This is a genomic window from Chitinivibrionales bacterium, from assembly GCA_035516255.1.
GTDB lineage: Bacteria > Fibrobacterota > Chitinivibrionia > Chitinivibrionales > FEN-1185 > FEN-1185.
This window is the reverse complement of the sequence record DATJAL010000016.1, coordinates 107,543-128,214: the sequence shown is the minus strand read 5'-3', so window position 1 is coordinate 128,214 and position 20,672 is coordinate 107,543. Positions and strand designations below refer to the sequence as shown.

Sequence of the window (20,672 nt, the reverse complement as noted above, 5' to 3'; positions counted from 1 at the left end):
TTTAGGAAAATCAGTCTGACATTTCATTTCACGGGGGCTCCGCCCCCGGACCCCGGCCAAGGGCGCTCAGCAGCGAGCACCCTTGGAACCCGCGCCCCCGCGTCCGCAGCGCCGCCTGCTCCCCCGGCTGTCTCAAAAATTAAAAAGTAATTACCTCCTGTAAAGCAGGATAAGATACATTTTTAAACCCTTTTGCCATCAACGCGTCGCGCAGGGGCAGCGACTGGTCCTCCTCGCCGTGCACAAGGATGATGTGTCGCATCTTGGCCGGCGGGGTGAGTGCGGCGTAATCGAGGAGCTCCAGCGAGTCGGCGTGCGCGCTGAACGCGTCGATGGTTTTTATCTGGCACTTCACCGCGTGCTCCATGCCGAAGATGCGCACCACGCGGTTGCCGTCCATCAGCTTGCGCGCCAGCGTCTCCTTGGCCGCGTATCCCACGAACAGCACCAGGTTCTTCGGGTTTTCGATGTTGTTGCGCAGATGGTGCAGGATGCGGCCGCCTTCGCACATGCCCGACGACGAGATGATGATGTGCGGGTAGGTGAGCCCGTTGAGTGCCTTTGACGCTTCGGTGTCATGTATGTACTTGAGCCTCGAAAACCCGAACGGGTCCTCGTGGCCCGAAAGAAAAACGCGGTTGGTCTCGCGGTCCATGCATTCGGGGTGCTGCCTGAAAATTTCCGTGGCGTCGCAGGCCAGCGGGCTGTCCACGTATACGGGCATGTCCGGGATGCGGTCTTCGTTGAACAGCTTGTGCAGGTGATACACGATCTGCTGGGTGCGCCCCACGGCAAACGCGGGGATGATGATCTTGCCGCCGGTCGCCGCAGTGTCGTGTATGACGGCGGCGAGCTCCTCTTCCACCTGGATGGAATGGTCGTGGCGGCGATTGCCGTAGGTGCTTTCCATCATGAGCACGTCAAGGTCGCGCAGCACGTCCGGGTCCTGGATCACGGCCATGTTGGGCCTGCCGATGTCGCCGGAAAAGCCGAAACGCAGCGTGCGGCCGTTCTCAATGATTTCGAGCGTCATACCCGCCGACCCGAGAATATGCCCCGCGTCGCGGAAGGTGACGGTGACGCCGGGGATCGGCGAAAAGGGCCTGCGGTAGGGCACGGTCCTGAATTTGTCCATGCACGCCTCCGCGTCCTGCATGGTGTACAGCGGCTCAAGCGGCGTGTCGTGCTGCTTGCGCTTCTTCGCGTTGACAAATTCAATGTCCTTGAGCTGGAGATGGGCCGAGTCACGCAGCATGATGCGGCACAGGTCGACGGTGGGCGGTGTCGCGTAAATGGGCCCGCCGAACCCCTTTTTCACCAGGTTCGGGATGTTGCCGCTGTGGTCCATGTGCGCGTGCGACAATATCAGGCAGTCAAGCGTTTTCGGGTCGAACCTGAAATTCAGGTTTTTTTCATACGACTCCGCGCGCCGTCCCTGGAACAGGCCGCACTCGAGGCCCAGCGAGCGGCCGTTTACCGTTAAGACATATTGCGAACCGGTGACTGTTTGCGCGCCTCCGAAAAATTGCAGTTTCATGGTTGAGGTACCTCGACAGCGCTATTGGTGGATGATAAAATTTTTGAATGCAAAGTGAAAAATAACTCGCGCCTCTCTTCGCCTCACCCCTTTACCCCGCCCCTCTCCACTCATGGAGAGGGGCGGGGTAAAGGGGTGAGGTAAAAAAAGAGCCCGGGTCTTTCGGGGAACCCGGGCTCATTCAGTCCGCCAATGCCCTGCAAGGGGGATAGGGTCATCATGTGCCGGAGCTGAAATTTCTTTTTCCCGCATCATTCATTATACCATGCTGAGGACAAAAATCAACCCTAAAATGTTTTTTTGAAGGCGGGAAACTTTTATATTGAACTGTATCGGTTCCGGCGCTCGCAGGCGCCCGAAAAAACAGGAAAAATACCACTCGTTGAACGAAAGGGCTGCTGTTATGAAACGGAATTGGGGAGGACTTTTTGCAGGCATCCTGCTGGCGCTGGCTGTTGCGCAGGCCAGTCAGGCCATGGAATTCTCGGCCGGGGCACGGCTCGGCCTCAATGTGTCCGGCATCATCGGCGACACATCAAAGCTCATGATGCCGCGTTTCGGTCTGTGCTTCGGCGGCTTTGCGAGCGAATGGATCAACGAGAGCTTCGGCCTGCAGGAGGAGCTCATGTTCGACTTCAAAGGCGAAAGCTGGAAAAACCAGGACTCGATCGACCTCAGCATCTTCAACAAGTATCCGACTCATTTTACCTACCTCGACGTGCCTATCCTGGCAAAATGGAGATTCATCAATAAGGACAAGATTCGCCCCGTGCTGTACGGCGGGCCGTATATCGGATTTCCCCTTATCTCCGAGTCCGTGTCGTACGGCGGCAACACCTACGACAAGATGTCGAGTACCCAGCCGGTGGATGTCGGGCTCACTGCCGGCCTTTCGCTGGATTGCAGGATGGGCGCTAACGGCGTGATCCCCATCGACATCCGGTATTCGATCGGTCTCATTGATTTTTATAAGCGCGACGCGCCGAACCTATACGACCGCACGCTGCTGCAGAGCGTGTTTTCGATCTCGGCCGGGCTAGGGTGGATTTTTGATTTTACAAAAAAGAAGGAATTCTAACAAGATTACATAAATTTGGGCGGTTCCCCGGATGTAGAGGCGAAAAATCTTTCGCCCCCACTTCCGGGGCCGGTTCTCCTTCCGGTCTCAAGCTGCCACGGTCCCTATATGCCTGCCGGCGAGGGCCGGGCAGCACCGCGCTTCGGCGCGGCCTCCAGCCAGCTCGGACAGCCGAACCGGACACGACGTTTAGGCGTAAATGCCGCATGAGGTGGGCCGCGCTCATTAAGTGTGTGTACGAGGTAGCCCCGCTCATGTGCCCGAAATGCGGGGGAGAGATGAGGATTATTTCGTTCATCGAGGAAAATGGGGTGATCCGAAAGTTCTGAAACACTGCGGCCTGTGGAAGGAACAGTCCCCGCGCCTGACTTTTAAGCTTTGGGCCGAAGCCGCGAAACGGGTATTCCTGGATTTGACATGTGGAGAAGGGAATACCTATATTTTTTCTCGAAGCCCTTTAGAATCCGGACGGCGGGGGTGGGGAAGACGGACGGAAAGTGAGCGTCTGTAAAGAACCTTCCTTATACGCTCACCCGCCCGCGGAAAAAGCAATTACCCGTCAATCCGCATGATCGCGCGGGCGCGCGAGGAGAGCGTCCTGTTCGTACAAAAAAAGGGCCCGGTGGCCGCCGGTTTGCCCTGGTTCGAATTATTTTATGCTTGTAGTTGTCCGGCCGCCCCGGCGCGTCCCCGAACCGATATTTTTCCCGTACCCTAAGTTTTCAACCATGAACCCCTTGCCGCACGACGATTCGCCCCGGCCGTTGCCCCCGGTCCCGCCGGCGTCCGGTCGCAATGCCCCGTGGTTCCCGCTTGACAATGCAGCCCGGATCTACGCGGCCATGCTCGGCAGCCGGTCGCCCACGGCATTCCGCGTCGCCGCGGTCTTGAAGGAACCAGTGGACCCGCCGGCGCTGCAAAAGGCGCTTGACGGGACCATGGCCCTGTTTCCCTATTTTCTGGTCCACCTCCGGTATGGCGTATTCTGGAACTACCTGCAGGCGGCTCGCGAGACGGCCGTGGTCCGCGAAGAACGCGATCCGCCCTGCAGGGACTTCGGCGCGCGCCGCCTCCTGTTTAGGGTCTTGTATTACGGGAAACGCATTTCCGTGGAGTTTTCTCATGTCCTGACGGACGGGTCGGGCGCGCTGGAGTTTGCGAGAACCTTGGTCGCGGAGTATTTCCGCGTTCTCGGCGTCGTTTTCGATTACACGGACCATCTCCGCCGCCCCGGCCAAGAGCCCGCGGCCGACGAATTCGAAGACGCCTACGAACGGTTTTTCAACAAGAAAATTCCCCATGCCCAGGCTCTCGGCACCGCCTTTCATCCCGCCGGAGAATTGGTCCCCGGGGGCGATCTCCTTGTTATTTCGGGGATCTGTTCGAAAACCGCCATTCTGGGAGAAAGCAAAAAGAGAAATGTGTCCGTTACCGAATTCCTGACCGCGCACTACTTGTGGGCGCTTTTCCGGTCGCGCGGGCGGTCGCGCCGGGACATTCGGGTCATGGTCCCCGTCAACCTGCGGGGACTGTACCCGTCGCATACCATGAGGAATTTCTTCCTGACCGTGTTTCCCGGAATCAGGCCGGCCTTGGGCGCCTACGAATTTGACGATATCCTCAAGGCGGTGCATCACTACATGCAGATTGAGGTGGACGAACGGTTCATCAACCAGCAGATAGCCCGGAACGTGGCCTCCGCGCGCAACCCGATGAACCGACTCATACCTCTTTTCGTGAAGCTTCCGATATTGCGCATGGTTTTTTCGCATTCCGGAAGCCGGACCGCGTCCGGTATTCTTTCCAACCTGGGCGGGGTCGGGTTTCCGGAACCCGTCGCCCGGCACGTCGACAGGTTCGTGTTCATCACTTCGCCCAATTCCGTGCTCAAGCTGAGCGTGGGCGTCATCGGGTTCGGAGAACGGGTGACGATAACCTTTGCCGGCCTGGTTCTATCGACAACCGTGCCCAGGCTCTTTTTCGCCGCGCTCCGCTGGCAGGGAATCAGGGTCTTCATCGAAACGAATAAAGAATAGGGAGAATCCATGCCGTATTGTTCGCGATGTGGCGTTGAGGTGGGCGATTCCGTTCGCCAATGTCCCCTGTGTCAGGCGCCTATTCAGCAACTGGACGCGCCCGAAAAGCCAAGGGAGCGCGCGTATCCTCCCCCGCGGGCGCCGTCCGACGGTCCCGGAGGGCCATGGAGAATCCTTTCCTGGGAGATCGCGTCCGCGGTGTGTAGCGCCGCGGTCTGCTCGGTGGGGGCAATCGACCTGCTCAAAAACGGCCGCTTCACCTGGTCGGTGTATCCGCTGTGGGGGATCGCGGTGACGTGGGTATATCTCACCCTCGCGTTCTTTTTCATCAAGCGGCCCTGGATCGCGTTATCGGGCTGGATCGCGTCCACCGCATTGTTCGTGTATGTCCTGAATACCGTGACCGGCACGCTTGACTCGTTTTTCCCTCTCGGGCTTCCTCTTACCCTTGAGGCCGGCGCGGCCGCGGCGTTGGCCCTGGTCGTCTTTGCGCGAATAAAGCCGGTAACATACCTCGTGGGATCGGTCCTGGCCATTATCGCCCTGCTTTGCGTGGGGCTTGACTATACGATAGGCGGTTTCTTGAGGCAAAACAAATTCGGCTGGTCGGTCATTGTCGTTTCCGCAATCGTGCCGCTCGAAGGCCTTCTTGCGTTCCACCGGTTTTTCCTGAGCAAACGGATCGACCTGAAACGGCTGTTTCACCTGTGAGCGCAAGAAGCTTCCGAGGGCGCTGAATCATGCTCCAATTTCCCTGGACCGATCAATTCATCTCCGTCAACGGCATCCGCACACGTTTCGTGCAGGCGGGAGCGGGGCCCGACATCATCCTCGTTCACGGGCTGGGCGGGTCGTGCGAGCAATGGTGCAAGAACATCGATTATCTCGCCCGGTCCCATCGCGTGGTGTGCTTCGACTTGCCCGGCCACGGGAAATCCGGCAAGCCTCGGGACACCGCATATTCTCTCGAATGGCTCTCCCGGTTTCTGGGCGATTTTGCCGCCGGCATGGGCTGCGGGAAATTTTCGCTCATGGGCCTTTCGCTCGGCGGCGGCGCCTGCCTCCGCTACACCCTGGACAATCCCGCAACCGTGGACCGGATCGTGCTCACCGCGGCCGCGGCCCTGGGCCCTCGGCTGGGGCTGCCGCTGCGTCTGGCCGCGAGCATTCCCTTTGCGGCCCGCGTGAACTTTGCCCCGCCAAGAAGCCTCTACGCCATCTACGTGCGCTCGATCGTGCACGCTCCCGAGAACGACGTGCGGGATTTCCTCGATTTCTATTACTCCGCCGTCAGGAACCCGGAAATCCGCGCAACGTTTTTCCGCGCCCTTCGGACCAACTGCAACCTGATGGGCCTCAAAAAAGCCGTACGCGACGACATCACCGGTCGCCTCGACCGCCTCTCGCCCCCGGCGCTCATCGTATGGGGCAGACAAGACAGTTTCATGCCGGTTTCAAACGCGCGCGAAGCGCTGAAGAAAATCCCTCATGCCAGGCTCGTGCTGATTGACGATTGCGGGCACAATCCCCAATTCGAGAAATACCGGGAGTTCAATGGAATCGTGGGGGAATTCCTCGGCGGGAAATGACTCCGCCCCGCGGGTTCCTCGGCACGGACCCCAAATAGGCCGCTTGCATTCGTCCGGACGGAAAAGTCCGCCGCGGAAAAATTCGCGGGAGGCGGCAAGGATTCTCGAGAGGCCCGGCCGGACGCGCATGAAAAATCAAAATTCTTATTAGTCTATTCTCGCGCGGTGCCGCCGGCGATCAACCCGCGCGCGGCAAGGGTCCCGCGAAGAACCGGAGTAACCCATGACGCCCTCCAAGATTGTTGAATGAGGAACGTTGTTTGAGTCTTGTTTTCAAATACCACTGCCGCGCTTGATCCAGCCAATTCCTGCCTTTTCTCGTAAAGATCTTTGGTCAAAATTGAGGTTCTCCAAAATTCGTGGGCAATTTTGGGCATTTTCAACAAACAAGGACTCACAGGTTCATCTGTAAGTCCTTGATATGTATGGCGTGCCTTGGGGGACTCGAACCTCCAACCTGCGGATTAGAAATCCGCTGCTCTATCCAGTTGAGCTAAAGGCACAAAGAGAAAATCGGGGTGATAGGATTTGAACCTACGACACCGTGGTCCCAAACCACGTGCTCTAGCCAGACTGAGCCACACCCCGTTAGCGATTTTGCCAGGGTAAAATATACATTCCGGGGAAAAAAGAATTTTATTAGTAGAATCTGCTCCTAAATAAAATTGGTGTGGGCGTTCCCCCTTTCGCGCGTCGGCGCCATCGCACCGTGGCGGCCCGAGCCGAAGGCGAGACCGGAAGGACGGCCGCCGCAGCGAAGCTGCGGGGCGCTCTATTTCTTTTGATAAAAAAAATGGAAATGTTTCAGAACGAGACTTTTACTCTTACCCCGTAAATGATCTCGGCGTGGGGAACGGCCAGCAGGCCGTCGCTGGAGGCGGGGAAGGCCTGGAGGTAGCCGATCAGGTCGGCGTTCTGCAGGATGTTGTAGGAATACTGAGCGGTGAGAAGGCCGGATTTCGCGGTGACGTCGGCGATCGCGCTTGCCGAAACGTTCATGAGTTCGTTGATCTTGTACCGGACCGAGGCGAAGCCGTAGTGGCGGTGCAGCAGGGTGACGCTGGTTTGCAAAAGGGAAAATTGCGAAGGCGACACCGCAGGCTGGGGCCGCTCGTTGTACAGGTATTCGGCGTTGAAATACCAGTCGCCGGCAATGGAATAATCGGCGCCGAGCATGCCCACAAAGGCGCGGTAGCCGCCGTAGCGCCAGTGCTCCACGAGCTCGCCGTATACGCCAGCCACGAGGTCGCCCTTGAACATGACGCCGGTGATGTACTCCCTGTTTGCGCCCTGGTAGATGCCCACGCCGCCCAGGTCGAAGCTGCCGGCGTGGCCGTAGCCCTTGATCGCGCCGGCGACGCCGTCGGCGCGCGAGCTCACCTTGACAATGGCGTCGAGGCCCGCCAGCTCGCCGAAGGGCACGCGCACGCGCGCCACGTCGCTGCCGCGGCGGCGCAGCGACAGGTCGAGGATGTTGACCGAAGAGAATACGTCGATGGGTGAAAACACCAGGCCCTCTCCGAAGGAGATGATCTGCCGGCCCACCGAAAGGTCGGCGAACGAGAGGAACAGCTCGCCGTAAAGCTTGCGGACGTCAAGAACGAGCGCCGACGACGGCGAGGCGAGCGCGGGCAGCGCCGCGGCGGAATCGGCGCCGCGGAAGGCGTCGGCATAGGCGCCCAGTAGCAGCCACAAATCGGCGCTCGCGTCGAATTTCACATGCGCGGTGTTTGCATTGCTGCCGTTGAGGGTGAGCAGCGTCGCGCCCGCCATGTCGAACTGGTTCGCAAGGGGCCTGCTCTTGTCGACTGTTTCCAGTCCGTCAACGTCTCCCTGCAGGCTGCCCGACAGCACAAGGCCCTGCTCTTTTGACTGCTGGGCCCGGGCGGCGAGAACAAGCATCAAAAGTATGGCGATTGTTTTTAGTAGTGAACGGTCGTTTGTCATCACCCCTCCCGCTTTTATGCGCACGGCGGTCAATTCATCATCCATTCATTTGTCATGATAATCACCGCTGCAAATTCTGTAAACTAAAGATTGCCGGATCCGTCTTTACGTCGAAGCGAACGTCGCTCATCTCAAAAACGGTCTTGGTGTCCTTGCGGAGCTTGTTCACCATCTCGACTTTCACCGGGAAATGCCGGTCGTCTATTTTCTTGACGTCAAGCACGTGCGACACCTTGAGCAGCGTGCCGCTCTTGGCGTACATCTCCTCCTGCCACGGGATATACATGGTCTTGTCGACGCACATTTTTCGCTTGTAATACGGTGCGTCCTTGACCGTTGCCTCGAGCGTCAGCACGTAACAGGCGTGGCCCTCGAATTCCTCCTCGCCGCTGAGGATGGCCGAATATTTCTTGCGCAGCACGTCAGACTCGAGCGCGTCCTCGTACGAAACATCGGACCCCATCATGCCCTCCTTGAGCATGTGCCCTGAGATCTTCACCACGTCCTGCTCCGACGGGAAGTAGATCCAAAGCTCCTTGCCGATCTTGAGGTATTTGGTGCCCCGGTCCTCGGCGTTGGTGAATTCCGCGAGCGCCTTTTCGGTGCCCATGGCGACGGCCTTCATGGTCTTGGTGCGCACCTCGCCGCCCACGTGGATCTCCATGGTTGCGATATAGGAAATGGTGCCGTAGTCGCGGTTTCTGTCCATGGCGGCCAGGATTTCTTCCGGGGTAATGGCGGCGGCATAGGTTGACATTGCGGCGATCATGAAAACTACATAAGGCTTAAATGCCTTCATGGCATGCTCCTTTGAACTCACCCCCAACCCCTCTCTTGAAAGAGAGGAGAGGCGGAGTTGGTGGCAGATGGTTTAGAATCGTTTGCGTGAGGGTCAAATTCGTGAAAACCTCATCGTTTTTGAAGCGGAGGAAACGGATTCCTTTATAGGCAAGCAAATTCTCCCGATACTTGTCGATTTTCTCCCTTCCTCCGTGTGCGGCCCCGTCCAATTCAATCGCGAGTTTCCCCGCGTGACAATAGAAATCAACCACCACGAACCTGCTGCGATCCATGTCCTGAAGAGTGAACGGATATTGCCTAACGAATTTGAACCCTCCACATTTTCTATTGCGAAGCATGGTCCGGAGAACAGATTCTGCGTGCGCCTGATTTTTTCGTGGCAGTCGGGCGGTACTCTTGATCATTGTTAACCTTCTCCCCCTCCTTTTTAAGAGAGGGGGCAGGGGGGTGAGTTACGTATGATCGGCATTCTGCCACCATGCCACGGTCAGAATATATCCCGCCGCAACGGTGGAAAGGTAGATAACCAAGCTTGCGGCGCCCGGTTTCGGGACCGCGTCTCCTGCCGCGCCGCTCACGAGCGCGGGATAGGCCCATGGAAAATATACGGCGACGACCGGCATTCCTATGCCGACAAGCTGCGTGATGATGAGCGTCAGGACGACAAAGCCGATCGGCGGCAGGTATCCCCGGCCTATGCCCGCGATCAAAGCAACCGGCGTGCAGAGCAGGATGGTGAGCAGCGCGCTTTGGCAAAATATTTTAAATGCGGGCATTACAAGACCCGGCGACCATCCGGGAATGGGCAGCGCAAGAGCGGTCAAGAGTGCCGCTGCAAACAGCGCGAGCGAGAGCATAAGGCTCCAAACAAGAATGATGAAAAACTTAGCCGCGACAATGGCGGGCCGCGAAACGGGCAGGGAGAGCAGGTCTTTCAGCGTGCGGTCGGAGAATTCCCTTCCGAAAACCCACGAGGTGACGATGCCGAATCCCATCGCACCGAGGGCGAGAATTGTCTGCACCAAAAGCGCCAATAAATTGGGCCAGTCGCCCTTGCCGATGGCAGAGGTCTTGGCCGCCAGGGCGGGCGAGCGTCCGGATATTTCAGGGTGCTGCGCCGCGAACATCATGAAACCCATCATGATGCCGACAAACGCGAACACCGAAAGCATGCCGGCAAACATCTTCGAGCGCCGTACCTTGAGCCATTCGGCCCAGAGCGATGCGGAGAATGCCTTCATGGTCCGCCTCAATTTTTCCCGATGATCCGCAAAAAATATGATTCCAAATCTTCTTCCTCGACCCTTACCATCGACGGTACGTTGTCTGATTTGACAAGGGTCGCGTTGATTTTGTCCGGATTTGTTATGGCTTGGTCAGCCGTGATTTCCAGCAGCCCTTCACCGGCAAGCCTGGCGGCGATCCCCTGTTGTAAAAGCGCCGCCTGGGCGGCTTTGTCGTCGTGCACGGCGACGAGCAGGCGCTTGTTGCGCACGCGTTCCAGGTCGTCCGCGGTCAATTCCTGTAATAACCGTCCCTCGTGGATGATGCCGATGCGTGTGGCGAACTTTGAAATTTCGCCGAGAATGTGGCTCGAAATGAAAACCGTGGCCCCGCGCTTTTGCACAAGGTCGAGCAGCAGCTCCCGGATTTCGACGATGCCGGCGGGGTCAAGGCCGTTGGCCGGTTCGTCGAGAATGAGTATGTCGGGATTGTGAAAAAGCGCCTTTGCCAGTCCGAGCCGCTGGGCATTGCCGAGGGAAAGGTCTTTCGCCCGCCGTTCGGCGTATCGTGTGATATTGAGGAATTCCATGGCCCTGTCGACCGATTTTTTATCGCCGATAAACCTGAGATGCCGCAGCAATTCGAGATTTTCGCGCACGGTAAGGTCGGGATAGGAATAGGGAATCTCAACCAGGTATCCGACGCTGTTCCAAAAATTATTGCTTGAGCCCGACGCCCTTTTACCATTGAGCAGGCATTCGCCTTTTGTCGGCCGTATCATGCCGAGCAGCATGCGGATGGTGGTGGTCTTTCCGGCGCCGTTGAGGCCGAGAAAGCCGTAAATCTCGCCTTTGCCGACGGTCAATGACACATTGTCAACCGCCGTGAAGCCGCCGAATCGTTTGGTAAGGTTTTTCGTTTCTATTACATTATCCATTTTGACCTCATCTCCCAACCCCTTCTCCGAATCGGAGAAGGGGAGTGAAGAGGAAACGTTTTTTTCACCCGCCGCGAAGCGGTGCCCCCACCAGAAAATTTATTTTACACACTTTTTATCGCATCCACCGCGTTCATCCCGGCCGCCTGGCGCGCCGGCGCCACCGACACCAGCGCCGCGAGCACGGTGCCGAGCAGCACCGAAAATGCCACGTTGGCCGCCGCGATTCTCGGATAGAGCACATTGTCAAGCGGCACGCTTATCTTGCTCATGTACGCGGTCAGGTCGATGCCGTGCACGTGGAAAAAGGCGGTGATGGCGCATCCCAGGGCGACTCCCGCGAGGCTCCCCGCGAACCCGAGCGTCATGCCTTCAACTAAAAACATCGCGAGCACTTCGCCGCGCTTGAACCCCATCGATTTGAGGATGCCGATTTCCTTTCGGCGCTCCAGCACCGCCATCATCATGATGTTGCTGATGATGAACGCGCCGAGCAGCGCGATGACGATGTAGATGATGTTGTAGATGCGCGTAACGAGCTCGACGGTGGTGTAGGTGTCGCCCACGCGGGTCCACGGCGTGACGTTTATTGACGTATCGGAAATATCGGCGCGGATCCGGGCGGCGGCCCTGTCGGCCGTGCGGTAGTCCTTGAGCATGACGATGATCTGCTGCACCGCACCGCCCGTCCGCAAAAGCTCCTGCGCGTCGGGCAGCCCTATTTGGAACATCATGTCGTCGAACACGTTCATGCCGGTGGAAAACAGCCCGGCGATGACGAATTTCCTGAGGTTGAGGGCATAGTCGCTCGCCGAGGCCATGACGCGCACGGTGTCGCCGACGCGGAAACGCAGGCTTTTGGCCATCGCGGCGCCCATGATGAGCTCGCGGGGGCCGGCCAGATACCGTCCGCCCGGCAGGATGGACCGCTGCAACATGAGGAGGCCTTTTTCCTTGGCCGGATCGCCCGCGAGGGCGAGGGCCGTTTTGTTGAGTCCGTTGTTCGACAGAAGCACGCCGAAAGTGATGCGCGGCGTGATCAGGGCGATGTCGCCCGCGACCGCCGGGTTGCGCTTGACGGCGGCGATGATCGAATCGGGGCGCGGCACGTTGTAGGCAACCGGGTAGAACCTGCTGCGCTCCTCGAACTTCCTTTCGGCGATGCGAATGTGGCCGGCGTCGTTTTTCGTGGCGTTCTTCACAAACGACTGCACGAAGCCCGCCACGAACCCCTGGGCAAACACGATCACCGTGAGCGAGATCGCCACCGACACAAGCGCGAGGATCGAGCGGCGCCGGTTTCTGCCGACGTTGCGGATCGCGAGACGGATAAGAGAAAACATGTTTTACTCCGCTGTTTTCATAAAAAGTTCACCGCAAAGTCGCAAAGATCGCAAAGGAAAAATGAGTTCGGATCGGAAAAAAATCTTATGTTCTTTGCGGCCTTTGCGTGCCTTGCGAGAGACTTCTTTCTAGTTGAACCGCAGCGCCTCGGTCACCTGTATCTTCGACGCCCGCCGCGCCGGGATGATCCCCGCGATGGTCGCCACGGCGACGCCCAGCACGAACACTACGGCCATGGCAGGCGCGTTCCACTCGCCGTAGATGTTCCCGGCGATCCCGTAGGACGCGGTCGCGAGGCTGCCCGCGATCTTTTCCATGGGAATGCCCTGGGTCACGAGCTGCAGGTTGACAAGCGCTCCCAGGGAAACGCCCAGAACGCCGCCGAGCAGCCCCGTGACGGCCCCTTCGACGAGGAACATCGCCGATATGTCCGACGGTTTCATGCCGTGCGCCCGCAGAACGCCTATTTCCCGTATCCGCTCGTACACGCTCATGAACACGGTGTTGAAGATGCCCACCACGGCGATGATGAGGATGATTCCCATCACGACGAACATGGAGATCCGTTTTGCGCGGGTGATTTCCATGACGCCAGCGCCGAGGTCGAGAAACGAATTGATCCGCAGGGAAGGGAAATCGGCCTGCAGGTCCCGCTGGATGCCCTTGACCGTGTTTGAAAACCGGGCGAGGTTTTCGTTCCGGGGGACCGCCACGTCGAGCTCCGTGGTTGAGTTTTCAAGGTCCAAAAAATCGTTTGCCGCCGCGTACGTCATGAACACGCCGCTGTGGTTGATGACCGGGTCGGCCGTCGAAAGGAGTCCCGCGATCCTGAATACGTCGGCGTTGCGGCTGTCGTATTTTGTCAAGGCGTACAGCGTGATGTTGTCGCCCGCGCCCACCCCCAGGTCCTGCGCAAGCTGCTTTCCCATGATAATCGACCGCGTGCTGCCGGTGTCGAGGAAGGAGCCCGCGAGGTAGCGCCTCAGGCCGAACACAAGCGTGTCCGTGGCAGGGTCGATGACGGTCCCCACCACCGGGATGGTCTCTTCATAGTTTGAGAGCTGGCCCAAGAACAGGGTCCGCCGCGTCACATGGGAAACGCGCTTGTCTTTCGAAAGCGCGAACGTCAGCCGGGCCAGGGTGCTGTCGAGGGTGTAGGTGAGGGGAAACGATTCCTTTTCCTCGTCGTACCGCCGGGTATCGATCTTGAGCGCGCCCGCCGACAGGGTGATGAGATTGTCGATGCTCATCCTGTCCACGCCGGTGAGCGCGGAGTCCATGTATATGAACACGAGGAGCCCCGCCGCGATGGTGATGGCCGACAGTATGGTGCGGCGCTTGTGGCGGCCGATGTTGCGCAAGGCGATTTTTAGGATCATGCCCATGGTTACCTCCGTTCGTCCTTTTCCACGCCGCCGTCGCGGAGGGTGACGATGCGTTTGGCGTGACGCTCCATGCGGAGATCGTGGGTTGAAAAAACGAATGTGGTCGCCCGCTCGGAGTTCATTTTTTCCATGATGGAGATGACGTCTTCCGCAGTGGAGGAATCGAGGTTGGCCGTTGGCTCGTCGGCGAGCACCACGAGCGGCTCCTTGACAAGTGCGCGCGCGATGGCCACGCGCTGCTCCTGGCCTCCCGAAAGCTCCCGGGGAAGACGGTCGGCCATGGCCCCGAGCCCGACGCTTTCGATGACGCCGATGGCTTTCCTGGCCATTTCGGCCTTGGAGTATTTTCGTTCTATGACAAGCGGGAGCTCGACATTTTCCCTCACGGAGAGCACCGGGATCAGATTGTACGACTGGAAAATAAAAGCGATGTTGTCGCGGCGGTAGTCGGAGAGCTGTCTCTCCGTAAAGTTGCCGAGTTCTTTTCCATTGTATAAGACGCTGCCGCTTGTGGGCGTGTCGAGGCATCCTACGATGTTGAGCAGCGTGCTCTTGCCCGAGCCCGACGGGCCCACGATCGACAAAAATTCCCCTTTTTCAATGGCGAGCGTCACCCCCCGCAACGCCTCGATCTTCTTGTCGCCCTTGAGGTAATCCTTGCGGATGTTCTTGATGTCAAGGATAGGCATGCAATACTCCTCCTGTTTCACGTGTCCCACCACGGAGGCACCGAGAGCACAGCGCTCCCCTACAGAGTTGGAAGTTGAAGGTTGAAAGTTGAAAGCAACGGCCCGAACAAAACATGTTCAACTGTAAACCATTTGTCTTCTCTGTGTCCTCTGTGTCTCGTGGTGATTTTTTATTTGGTCTTCAGCCTTTTAACCAGATTCTCCATGTCCTTTAAGTAGCGTTTGAGCGCGGCGCTGCCCTCTGCCGTGAGCGACGCCCGGGTGAGCGGCTTGTTGTCGCGGAACTCCTTGGTGATCCGTATGTATCCCGCCCCCTCGAGTGTCTTGAGCTGCACCGACAAATTCCCTGCTGTAAAGTCAAGTTTCTCACGAATTTCACCGAACGGAACGGAACTCCTCTCGCAGCTGGCGAGGTACGAAAGAATCAGGAGGCGTGCCCGCTCGTGGATGACCTTGTCCTCCGCCAGCGAACCGAAATCATACCCAGCAACCGTCATGCCTGGCTTCCTTTTTTCTGAGGAAGATACCATATGAATGATAGAAGCAGCAGTCCGCATCCGAGCGTAAGCGCAAGTCCCAGAAGCGGTGAAACGGTGTTGAAGACCACCAGGATGCAGCCGGTGACGATGAACCAATAGCCGAAAACCAGGAATTCATCGATCCTCAGGAACGTGTTGAAGGTGTTGTACAACAGCCCCACGCCGATCGAGACAAAGGGAATTATCAGCTTGGCATGGCCCGTTTCCCACGCGCAGACGCACGCGAAAAGAAGAACAAGGCCTGTCGGGATGAAGTGGTGATACATCTTGCCCGCATAGTATTCCCGCACGAGCCGGAACAGCGAGATGCCGGGATCGAAGGCGCGTGCCGATTTCAGAACGCCGGTGTTCTTAAGGATTCCCAGCATCGCGACATCGAGCGCCGCGGCGCAGAATGCAAGCGCCTTCAGGTAAACGGGGATTGCATCGAATCCACCGAAATGCGCTTCAAGGAAATAAAAAAGGCCGCAGAACAAAAATACCGACAGGGCCGACAGCAGCACGGTGAGCCGGAGTGATCCGCGGAAGTCGATCTGGTTGAGTATCGATGAGTTCTTTTCAATCGCCTTCCTTACGAAAGTAATATCCTGCGTAAGCTGGTCCAGTTGTTCCCTGGAGAGGGTGTCCATAGGCGTCTCCTTCCGCATGGCAAAGTAGTTTGTATTATAAACTACTTTGTAATATAACACAAAAAGGCGAAAATGTCAATAGGAACCAAAAAAAGGAGATAAGAATGGAATGGTGAAGCTGTGGGTCTTTAGGGTTATGAGCAGGTGTTCCGTTTTTCCTCTTCCCAATGCTTGCGGAAGGCCTGGGCATGCTTCTCGATCCACTCCTTGCAGATTTCGTTCATGGAGCGGTCGTTGAGGGGATCGTGGCCCAGACGTTCGCCGAGATACCACTTGTATTTTTCAATCTCGTCGATTTCGGCCTTGATCGTTTCTTCCATTTCCTTGCCGGACCCGGAAGAATCGTTGTTCTGCCCCATAGCTCTTTTCACCGTTTAAATGGCGCCCCCGCATTCAAAAGAAAAATCGCCGCGCGAAAAAGCGGTCGATGTTTTCTTTCTTAATGTAAAAATAATATGCGAAAAGCCATATATGCAATTCCGAATGAATGGTTTCTATTTTAGTAATGGGAAACAAATTCACGAAAATTGCAAGACGAGGTACCGAAAGCATCCGCTGGCGGGTGCCCGTTCTTGTCAAGCGGCGGCCGCAGGCCCGCGGCCGGGAATTTTCACGATGTTCATATGGTCATTTTGATCAATTTATATTATACTTATATTCTGACGGAGTTTACATTTCTGAAAAAACATTTGATGCGCGATTGAAGAACCCCGCGCCAAGTCACGGGGAACACGCGGGCAGTGCCAGGCAAACAGCGTCGTCCGACCGAAAAGAGTTGAGTCGTTATGACCATTTCAATTCCCAAAAACGTTTCCGAATTGTTCTCCCGGCGGATCAACATCCTCGTTGTCGAAGACGATGACAACCTTCGTGTCACGCTTGCAGACCTGTTTTCGACGCCGTTCACCGCGGTTACCGCTGCCGCCGATATTGACAAAGCGCGAAGGACGATTGCGAAATTCAGCGGCGTGTGGCATTGCTGGATCATTGACCTGTGCCTGGGCGGAAAACAGGACGAGGGCATGGCGCTTATCAAGGAGAACGGCAATTTTCAGTTTGCCGTAGTCTATTCCGGCATCGGTTCCATGGAAAGCGCGTCCGATGCGATCCGTTTGGGGGCCGAAGCGGTCATTGACAAGGGGAGCGGCAGCATCGCCAAGCTCGTGAGGGAAGTGTGCGCCCTTGCGCCGCTGGCCCTTCTCTGCAAGGGAACGGTGTCCAAAAGCAAGGAAATCCTTTTTCTGCTTAAAAACCCCTTGATCCGCGAGCCCAAGGAGTGGGCGGAGAGGGCGTCCATCACCCTGCGGCAGCTGCAGAACATTTCCACGATGCAAACCGGACTGCCGCCGTCTTTTGTGATACCGTTTTACCATTCCCTGCGGTGCATGCTCGAAGCAACCATAAGCGGAAAATCCCCGCCGGCCGCCGAAGACCGTGAATTCTGCCGGAATTCCATGAAATTTCTTGAAGAAAACCTGCCGATGTACCAAAAGTTGTTCAATCCCGCCACGGCGAAATAGATTTCGTCGATATTTCCCGAAAAATTTGGTATAATATATTGATTTGTCTTTTCCGGTAAAGCCAGGCAAACGACCACGGCGAGGGATTTCCCCGTGATGAAGAGCAATGCGAACATGAATAGAAGTAAATCGCTCGAGGCAACCTTGCAGACGAGCGAAGAGCGTTTCAGGATGGTTTTTGAAGACGGACCGCTGGGAATGACGATGGTGGACCGGGCGGGAAAGTTCATTCGCGCCAACAGCGCATTTTGCCGCATGCTCGGGTATACCGAGAAGGAGGTACTTCAAAAGACGTTTTTAGAGATCACCCATCCCGACCATAGGCAGCAGGATGATGAAAAAGTCAAGAGCCTGTGGACGGGAAAAATTCCGTTTTATAAAACCGAAAAACGTTATCTCAAGAAAAACGGGGATGTGTTTTGGGGCGCCCTGACGGTCGCCATCATCCATGGCGTCGGGGGAAAACCCCTTTACTCCTTGGCGATGATCGAAGACATTTCGGAGCGCAAGCGGTCGGAGTCCATGCTCCAGCAGCTCGTTCGCGACCTGCTTTTCGTTTCCCATGCGGCAATGGAACTGGGTGACCTGCCGAGGGAAAAAGACCTATACCGGCTCATCGGCGAACAATTCGAGCAGATAACACCCCCGAATACGGTGCTGGCGGTAAGCGAATTCGACGAGGGCACGGGCAAGTTTCGTCCCAAGTGCATCATGGGGCTAGAAAAAGTCATGGAGATGGTCAGAAAAATGCTCGGGAAGAACCCCTTGGAAATTCCCGGTGATTTCGGCCCCGAGGCCAGACAGGCATTATTGACTGGTAAATTGGAGAAAGTAAAGACGGGTTTGGGCGATCTGGCGCATGTATTGCCCGAAGCGGTCATGCAACCCATGGCAAAGCTCCTCGGCGTGTCGGCCTTTTATGTTATCGGTTTTGTCAAGGAATCAAAGGTCCTGGGCGGAGTGTCAATCTTTCTTCGCGGCCAAAGCGCCGTTGCCAACCCTTCGGTGATTGAGACCGTTGCCGCGCAGGCGGCAATGGCCATTGCCAGGACAAAAGCGGAGCATGCGCTCGCCGAAAACGAGATACGCTACCGCATGGTGTTCGATCACGCAAAGGACGGCATCGCCCTTGCCGACGCGGAAACGGGCGTGCTTACCGACTGCAACCGGGCCTTCTGCGAAATAGCGGGGCGTGACAAGTCGGAGATTGTGGGCCACCCCCAGTCGAGCCTTCACGCGCCCCAGAAGCTGTCCGGCGGACGGACCCCAAGTTTCGTCGAGGCTCTTGCGAGCAGCGGGGAACTGATCTACCATGACCGGCTCGTTACAAAAACAGGCAAGGAAATCCCTGTGGAAATTCGGGTCGGGCATGTCGAGTTGAACGGCCGTCACTATCTGCTGGGAGTGTTCCGCGACATCACCGAGCGAATGCGGGCCGAGGAAGCGCTGCGAAAAAGCGAATCGCAGCTTTCCAATGCGGTAAAAATGGCCAGGCTGGGCACCTGGGAACTGGATGTCGCCAGCGGAATATTCACGTTTACGGACAGTTTCTACGCCATCTTCCATACCACTGCCGAGCAAATGGGCGGCTACCGGATGTCCATTGCCGATTATGCCAAACGTTTCGTGTACCCGGAAGATTCGAATCAGGTGGCCGAGGAGACACGCAAGGCGATAGAAACCGACGATCCTTATTTCAGCCGCTACGTGGAGCACCGCATGCGCTATGCCGACGGCGGAATCGGGCACATCGCCGTTAGGTTCTTTATTGTCAAGGACCAAAGCGGCAAAACAATCAAAACGTACGGCGTCAACCAAGACATCACGGAGCGCAAGCGGGCCCTGGAGATCCTGCAGGAGAGTGAAAAGAAATACCGGATGGTGGTCGAAAACGCAAACGAGGGCATCATCGTTGTGCGGGACGGGAAACTCGCGTATGCAAACCCGAGAACGCTGCGCATTCTCAATGCCAAAGAGACAGACCTTATCGGCCTTTCTTTTTTGGAATTGGTGCATCCGGAGGACCGCGGGTTTATCGCGGATCGGTATCAGCAACGGATGCGCGGCGAGGCGGTGCCCGACCGATACGAGTTTAGAGTGGTGGGACTGGACGGCAAAATCCTGTGGGTCAACAACGCGGCCGTGCTGATCCAGTGGGAAGGCAAGCCCGCTTCCCTGAATTTCCTCACCGACATCACCGCAGGCAAGCTGGCCGAACAGGAAAAGGAAAAGCTCCAGGCGCAATTTCTCCAGGCCCAGAAGATGGAAGCCGTTGGCAGGCTGGCGGGCGGGGTGGCGCACGATTTCAACAACCTGCTGTCGGCGATTTCCGGGTATTCCAGCCTGGCCATGGCCAAGCTCAACGAGTCCGATCCCATGTACCGCGACCTGACCATGGTGAGCAATGCGGCGGCAAAAGCCGCGAACGTGGTGCGCCAGCTCCTGCTTTTCAGCCGGAAGCAGCCCATTGAGCCGGTGCCGCTCAACCTCAACAGCACTGTGAAGTCGCTTGCCAAGATGCTCGAGCGTCTCATCGGCGAGGACATCACCATCGAGATCAAGGCGGCGGATGACCTGTGGCCGATTTACGGGGACGAGGGCAGCATCGAGCAGGTGATCATGAACCTCGCGATCAACGCGCGCGATGCCATGCCGGCGGGCGGGAAATTGTGCATTACAACCGAGAATGTAAAAATCGATGAAGCCTATTGCAGGGCGCACAGCAACGGCAGACAGGGCGATTTTGTCCGCCTCGCCATCACGGATACGGGAACCGGTATGGATGAAAAGATCCTCGAGCACCTCTACGAACCGTTCTTTACAACAAAGGAAAAGGGCAAGGGAACTGGGCTGGGACTGTCGGTCGTGTTCGGGATCGTGCAGCAGCATAAGGGATGGGTCAACGTCGAAAGCAGGCCCGGAGCAGGAACCTCGTTTACCATGTATTTCCCCACTTCCACCGTTCACCCTGAGCAAAAAAACGGTAAAAAGGTGATCACCGCCGAGTTTAAAGGCGGCGGCGAACGCGTCCTGCTCGTGGAAGACCACGAGGAGGTGCGCTTTCTCGCCCAAGAGATACTCTCGACAAACGGTTATGTGGTTTTTCCCGTGCCTTCGGCCAAAGAAGCACTGCGGGTATTTGAAAAGGAGAACCGGAAATTCGACCTGGTGTTCACCGACGTGGGGCTTCCCGATCAAAGCGGGGTCGAGCTCGTGGACGAACTGCTCAAGCGCGGAGCCATAAAGGTGCTGTTTTCCAGCGGCTATACCGACGAAAAGGCGAACCGGGATTTTATTAAAAACAAGAACTTCCGCTTTTTACAAAAGCCCTATACGATCCCGGACCTTCTTGTCGCGGTTCGGGAGGTATTGGGGAAGAAGCAATAACGAGGGTGAGAAACAAAAAAGTCAGCAAGC

General features: G+C 57.1%; 17 protein-coding genes and 2 tRNA genes. 6 read left to right on the top strand and 13 right to left on the bottom strand.

The features are described from left to right. Positions 1-139: 139 nt before the first annotated feature. Entirely contained in the window at positions 140-1,537 is a 1,398-nt protein-coding gene (locus tag VLX68_05650; GenBank protein HUI91716.1) for an MBL fold metallo-hydrolase, read from the bottom strand. Between the two features lie 403 nt (positions 1,538-1,940). Here VLX68_05650 and VLX68_05645 point away from each other — a divergent pair, with 403 nt between their 5' ends. The 4 genes from VLX68_05645 (at position 1,941) to VLX68_05630 (ending at position 6,240) form a co-directional block, all read left to right on the top strand. Then, entirely contained in the window at positions 1,941-2,615 is a 675-nt protein-coding gene (locus VLX68_05645; protein HUI91715.1) for a porin family protein, read from the top strand. A 728-nt stretch (positions 2,616-3,343) separates the two neighbouring features. Then, the gene (locus tag VLX68_05640; GenBank protein HUI91714.1) at positions 3,344-4,651 is read left to right on the top strand and encodes a hypothetical protein; all 1,308 of its coding nucleotides are present in this window, start codon (positions 3,344-3,346) and stop codon (positions 4,649-4,651) included. Positions 4,652-4,660: 9 nt separating this feature from the next. Continuing rightward, a complete protein-coding gene (locus VLX68_05635) occupies positions 4,661-5,362 on the top strand; it encodes a hypothetical protein (protein ID HUI91713.1) in 702 nt (233 codons plus the stop codon). A gap of 29 nt (positions 5,363-5,391) precedes the next feature. Further along, entirely contained in the window at positions 5,392-6,240 is an 849-nt protein-coding gene (locus VLX68_05630; GenBank protein ID HUI91712.1) for an alpha/beta fold hydrolase, read from the top strand. 426 nt (positions 6,241-6,666) lie between these two features. Here the strand turns inward: VLX68_05630 and VLX68_05625 are convergent. The 12 genes from VLX68_05625 to VLX68_05570 all read right to left on the bottom strand — a co-directional run bounded on the left by VLX68_05625 (position 6,667) and on the right by VLX68_05570 (position 16,106). Next, positions 6,667-6,743, bottom strand: a tRNA-Arg gene (locus VLX68_05625). Between the two features lie 10 nt (positions 6,744-6,753). Continuing rightward, positions 6,754-6,828, bottom strand: a tRNA-Pro gene (locus VLX68_05620). 216 nt (positions 6,829-7,044) lie between these two features. Further along, the gene (locus tag VLX68_05615) at positions 7,045-8,187 is read right to left on the bottom strand and encodes a hypothetical protein (GenBank protein ID HUI91711.1); all 1,143 of its coding nucleotides are present in this window, start codon (positions 8,185-8,187) and stop codon (positions 7,045-7,047) included. A gap of 61 nt (positions 8,188-8,248) precedes the next feature. Then, complete coding sequence (locus VLX68_05610) at positions 8,249-8,986, bottom strand: outer membrane lipoprotein-sorting protein (GenBank protein HUI91710.1); 738 nt, start codon at positions 8,984-8,986, stop codon at positions 8,249-8,251. Positions 8,987-9,440: 454 nt separating this feature from the next. Further along, positions 9,441-10,229 carry an ABC transporter permease gene (locus VLX68_05605; protein ID HUI91709.1) on the bottom strand — a complete coding sequence of 263 codons (789 nt, stop codon included), beginning with the start codon at positions 10,227-10,229 and terminating at the stop codon, positions 9,441-9,443. A gap of 8 nt (positions 10,230-10,237) precedes the next feature. Continuing rightward, entirely contained in the window at positions 10,238-11,149 is a 912-nt protein-coding gene (locus tag VLX68_05600) for an ABC transporter ATP-binding protein (GenBank protein ID HUI91708.1), read from the bottom strand. A 104-nt stretch (positions 11,150-11,253) separates the two neighbouring features. Next, the gene (locus VLX68_05595; GenBank protein HUI91707.1) at positions 11,254-12,492 is read right to left on the bottom strand and encodes an FtsX-like permease family protein; all 1,239 of its coding nucleotides are present in this window, start codon (positions 12,490-12,492) and stop codon (positions 11,254-11,256) included. A gap of 129 nt (positions 12,493-12,621) precedes the next feature. Next, the gene (locus VLX68_05590; protein HUI91706.1) at positions 12,622-13,878 is read right to left on the bottom strand and encodes an FtsX-like permease family protein; all 1,257 of its coding nucleotides are present in this window, start codon (positions 13,876-13,878) and stop codon (positions 12,622-12,624) included. A 2-nt stretch (positions 13,879-13,880) separates the two neighbouring features. Then, positions 13,881-14,567 carry an ABC transporter ATP-binding protein gene (locus tag VLX68_05585; protein ID HUI91705.1) on the bottom strand — a complete coding sequence of 229 codons (687 nt, stop codon included), beginning with the start codon at positions 14,565-14,567 and terminating at the stop codon, positions 13,881-13,883. 170 nt (positions 14,568-14,737) lie between these two features. Continuing rightward, entirely contained in the window at positions 14,738-15,064 is a 327-nt protein-coding gene (locus tag VLX68_05580; protein HUI91704.1) for a transcriptional regulator, read from the bottom strand. After that, the gene (locus VLX68_05575) at positions 15,061-15,735 is read right to left on the bottom strand and encodes a hypothetical protein (protein HUI91703.1); all 675 of its coding nucleotides are present in this window, start codon (positions 15,733-15,735) and stop codon (positions 15,061-15,063) included. The genes VLX68_05580 and VLX68_05575 overlap by 4 nt, the downstream gene beginning before the upstream one ends. Positions 15,736-15,869: 134 nt before the next feature. Further along, the gene (locus tag VLX68_05570; GenBank protein HUI91702.1) at positions 15,870-16,106 is read right to left on the bottom strand and encodes a hypothetical protein; all 237 of its coding nucleotides are present in this window, start codon (positions 16,104-16,106) and stop codon (positions 15,870-15,872) included. 414 nt (positions 16,107-16,520) lie between these two features. Between VLX68_05570 and VLX68_05565 the strand changes: the two genes are divergently transcribed. Beyond that, on the top strand, positions 16,521-17,255 hold the full coding sequence (locus VLX68_05565) for a response regulator (GenBank protein ID HUI91701.1): 735 nt from the start codon (positions 16,521-16,523) through the stop codon (positions 17,253-17,255). A 114-nt stretch (positions 17,256-17,369) separates the two neighbouring features. Further along, complete coding sequence (locus tag VLX68_05560) at positions 17,370-20,642, top strand: PAS domain S-box protein (protein ID HUI91700.1); 3,273 nt, start codon at positions 17,370-17,372, stop codon at positions 20,640-20,642. Positions 20,643-20,672: the final 30 nt, after the last annotated feature.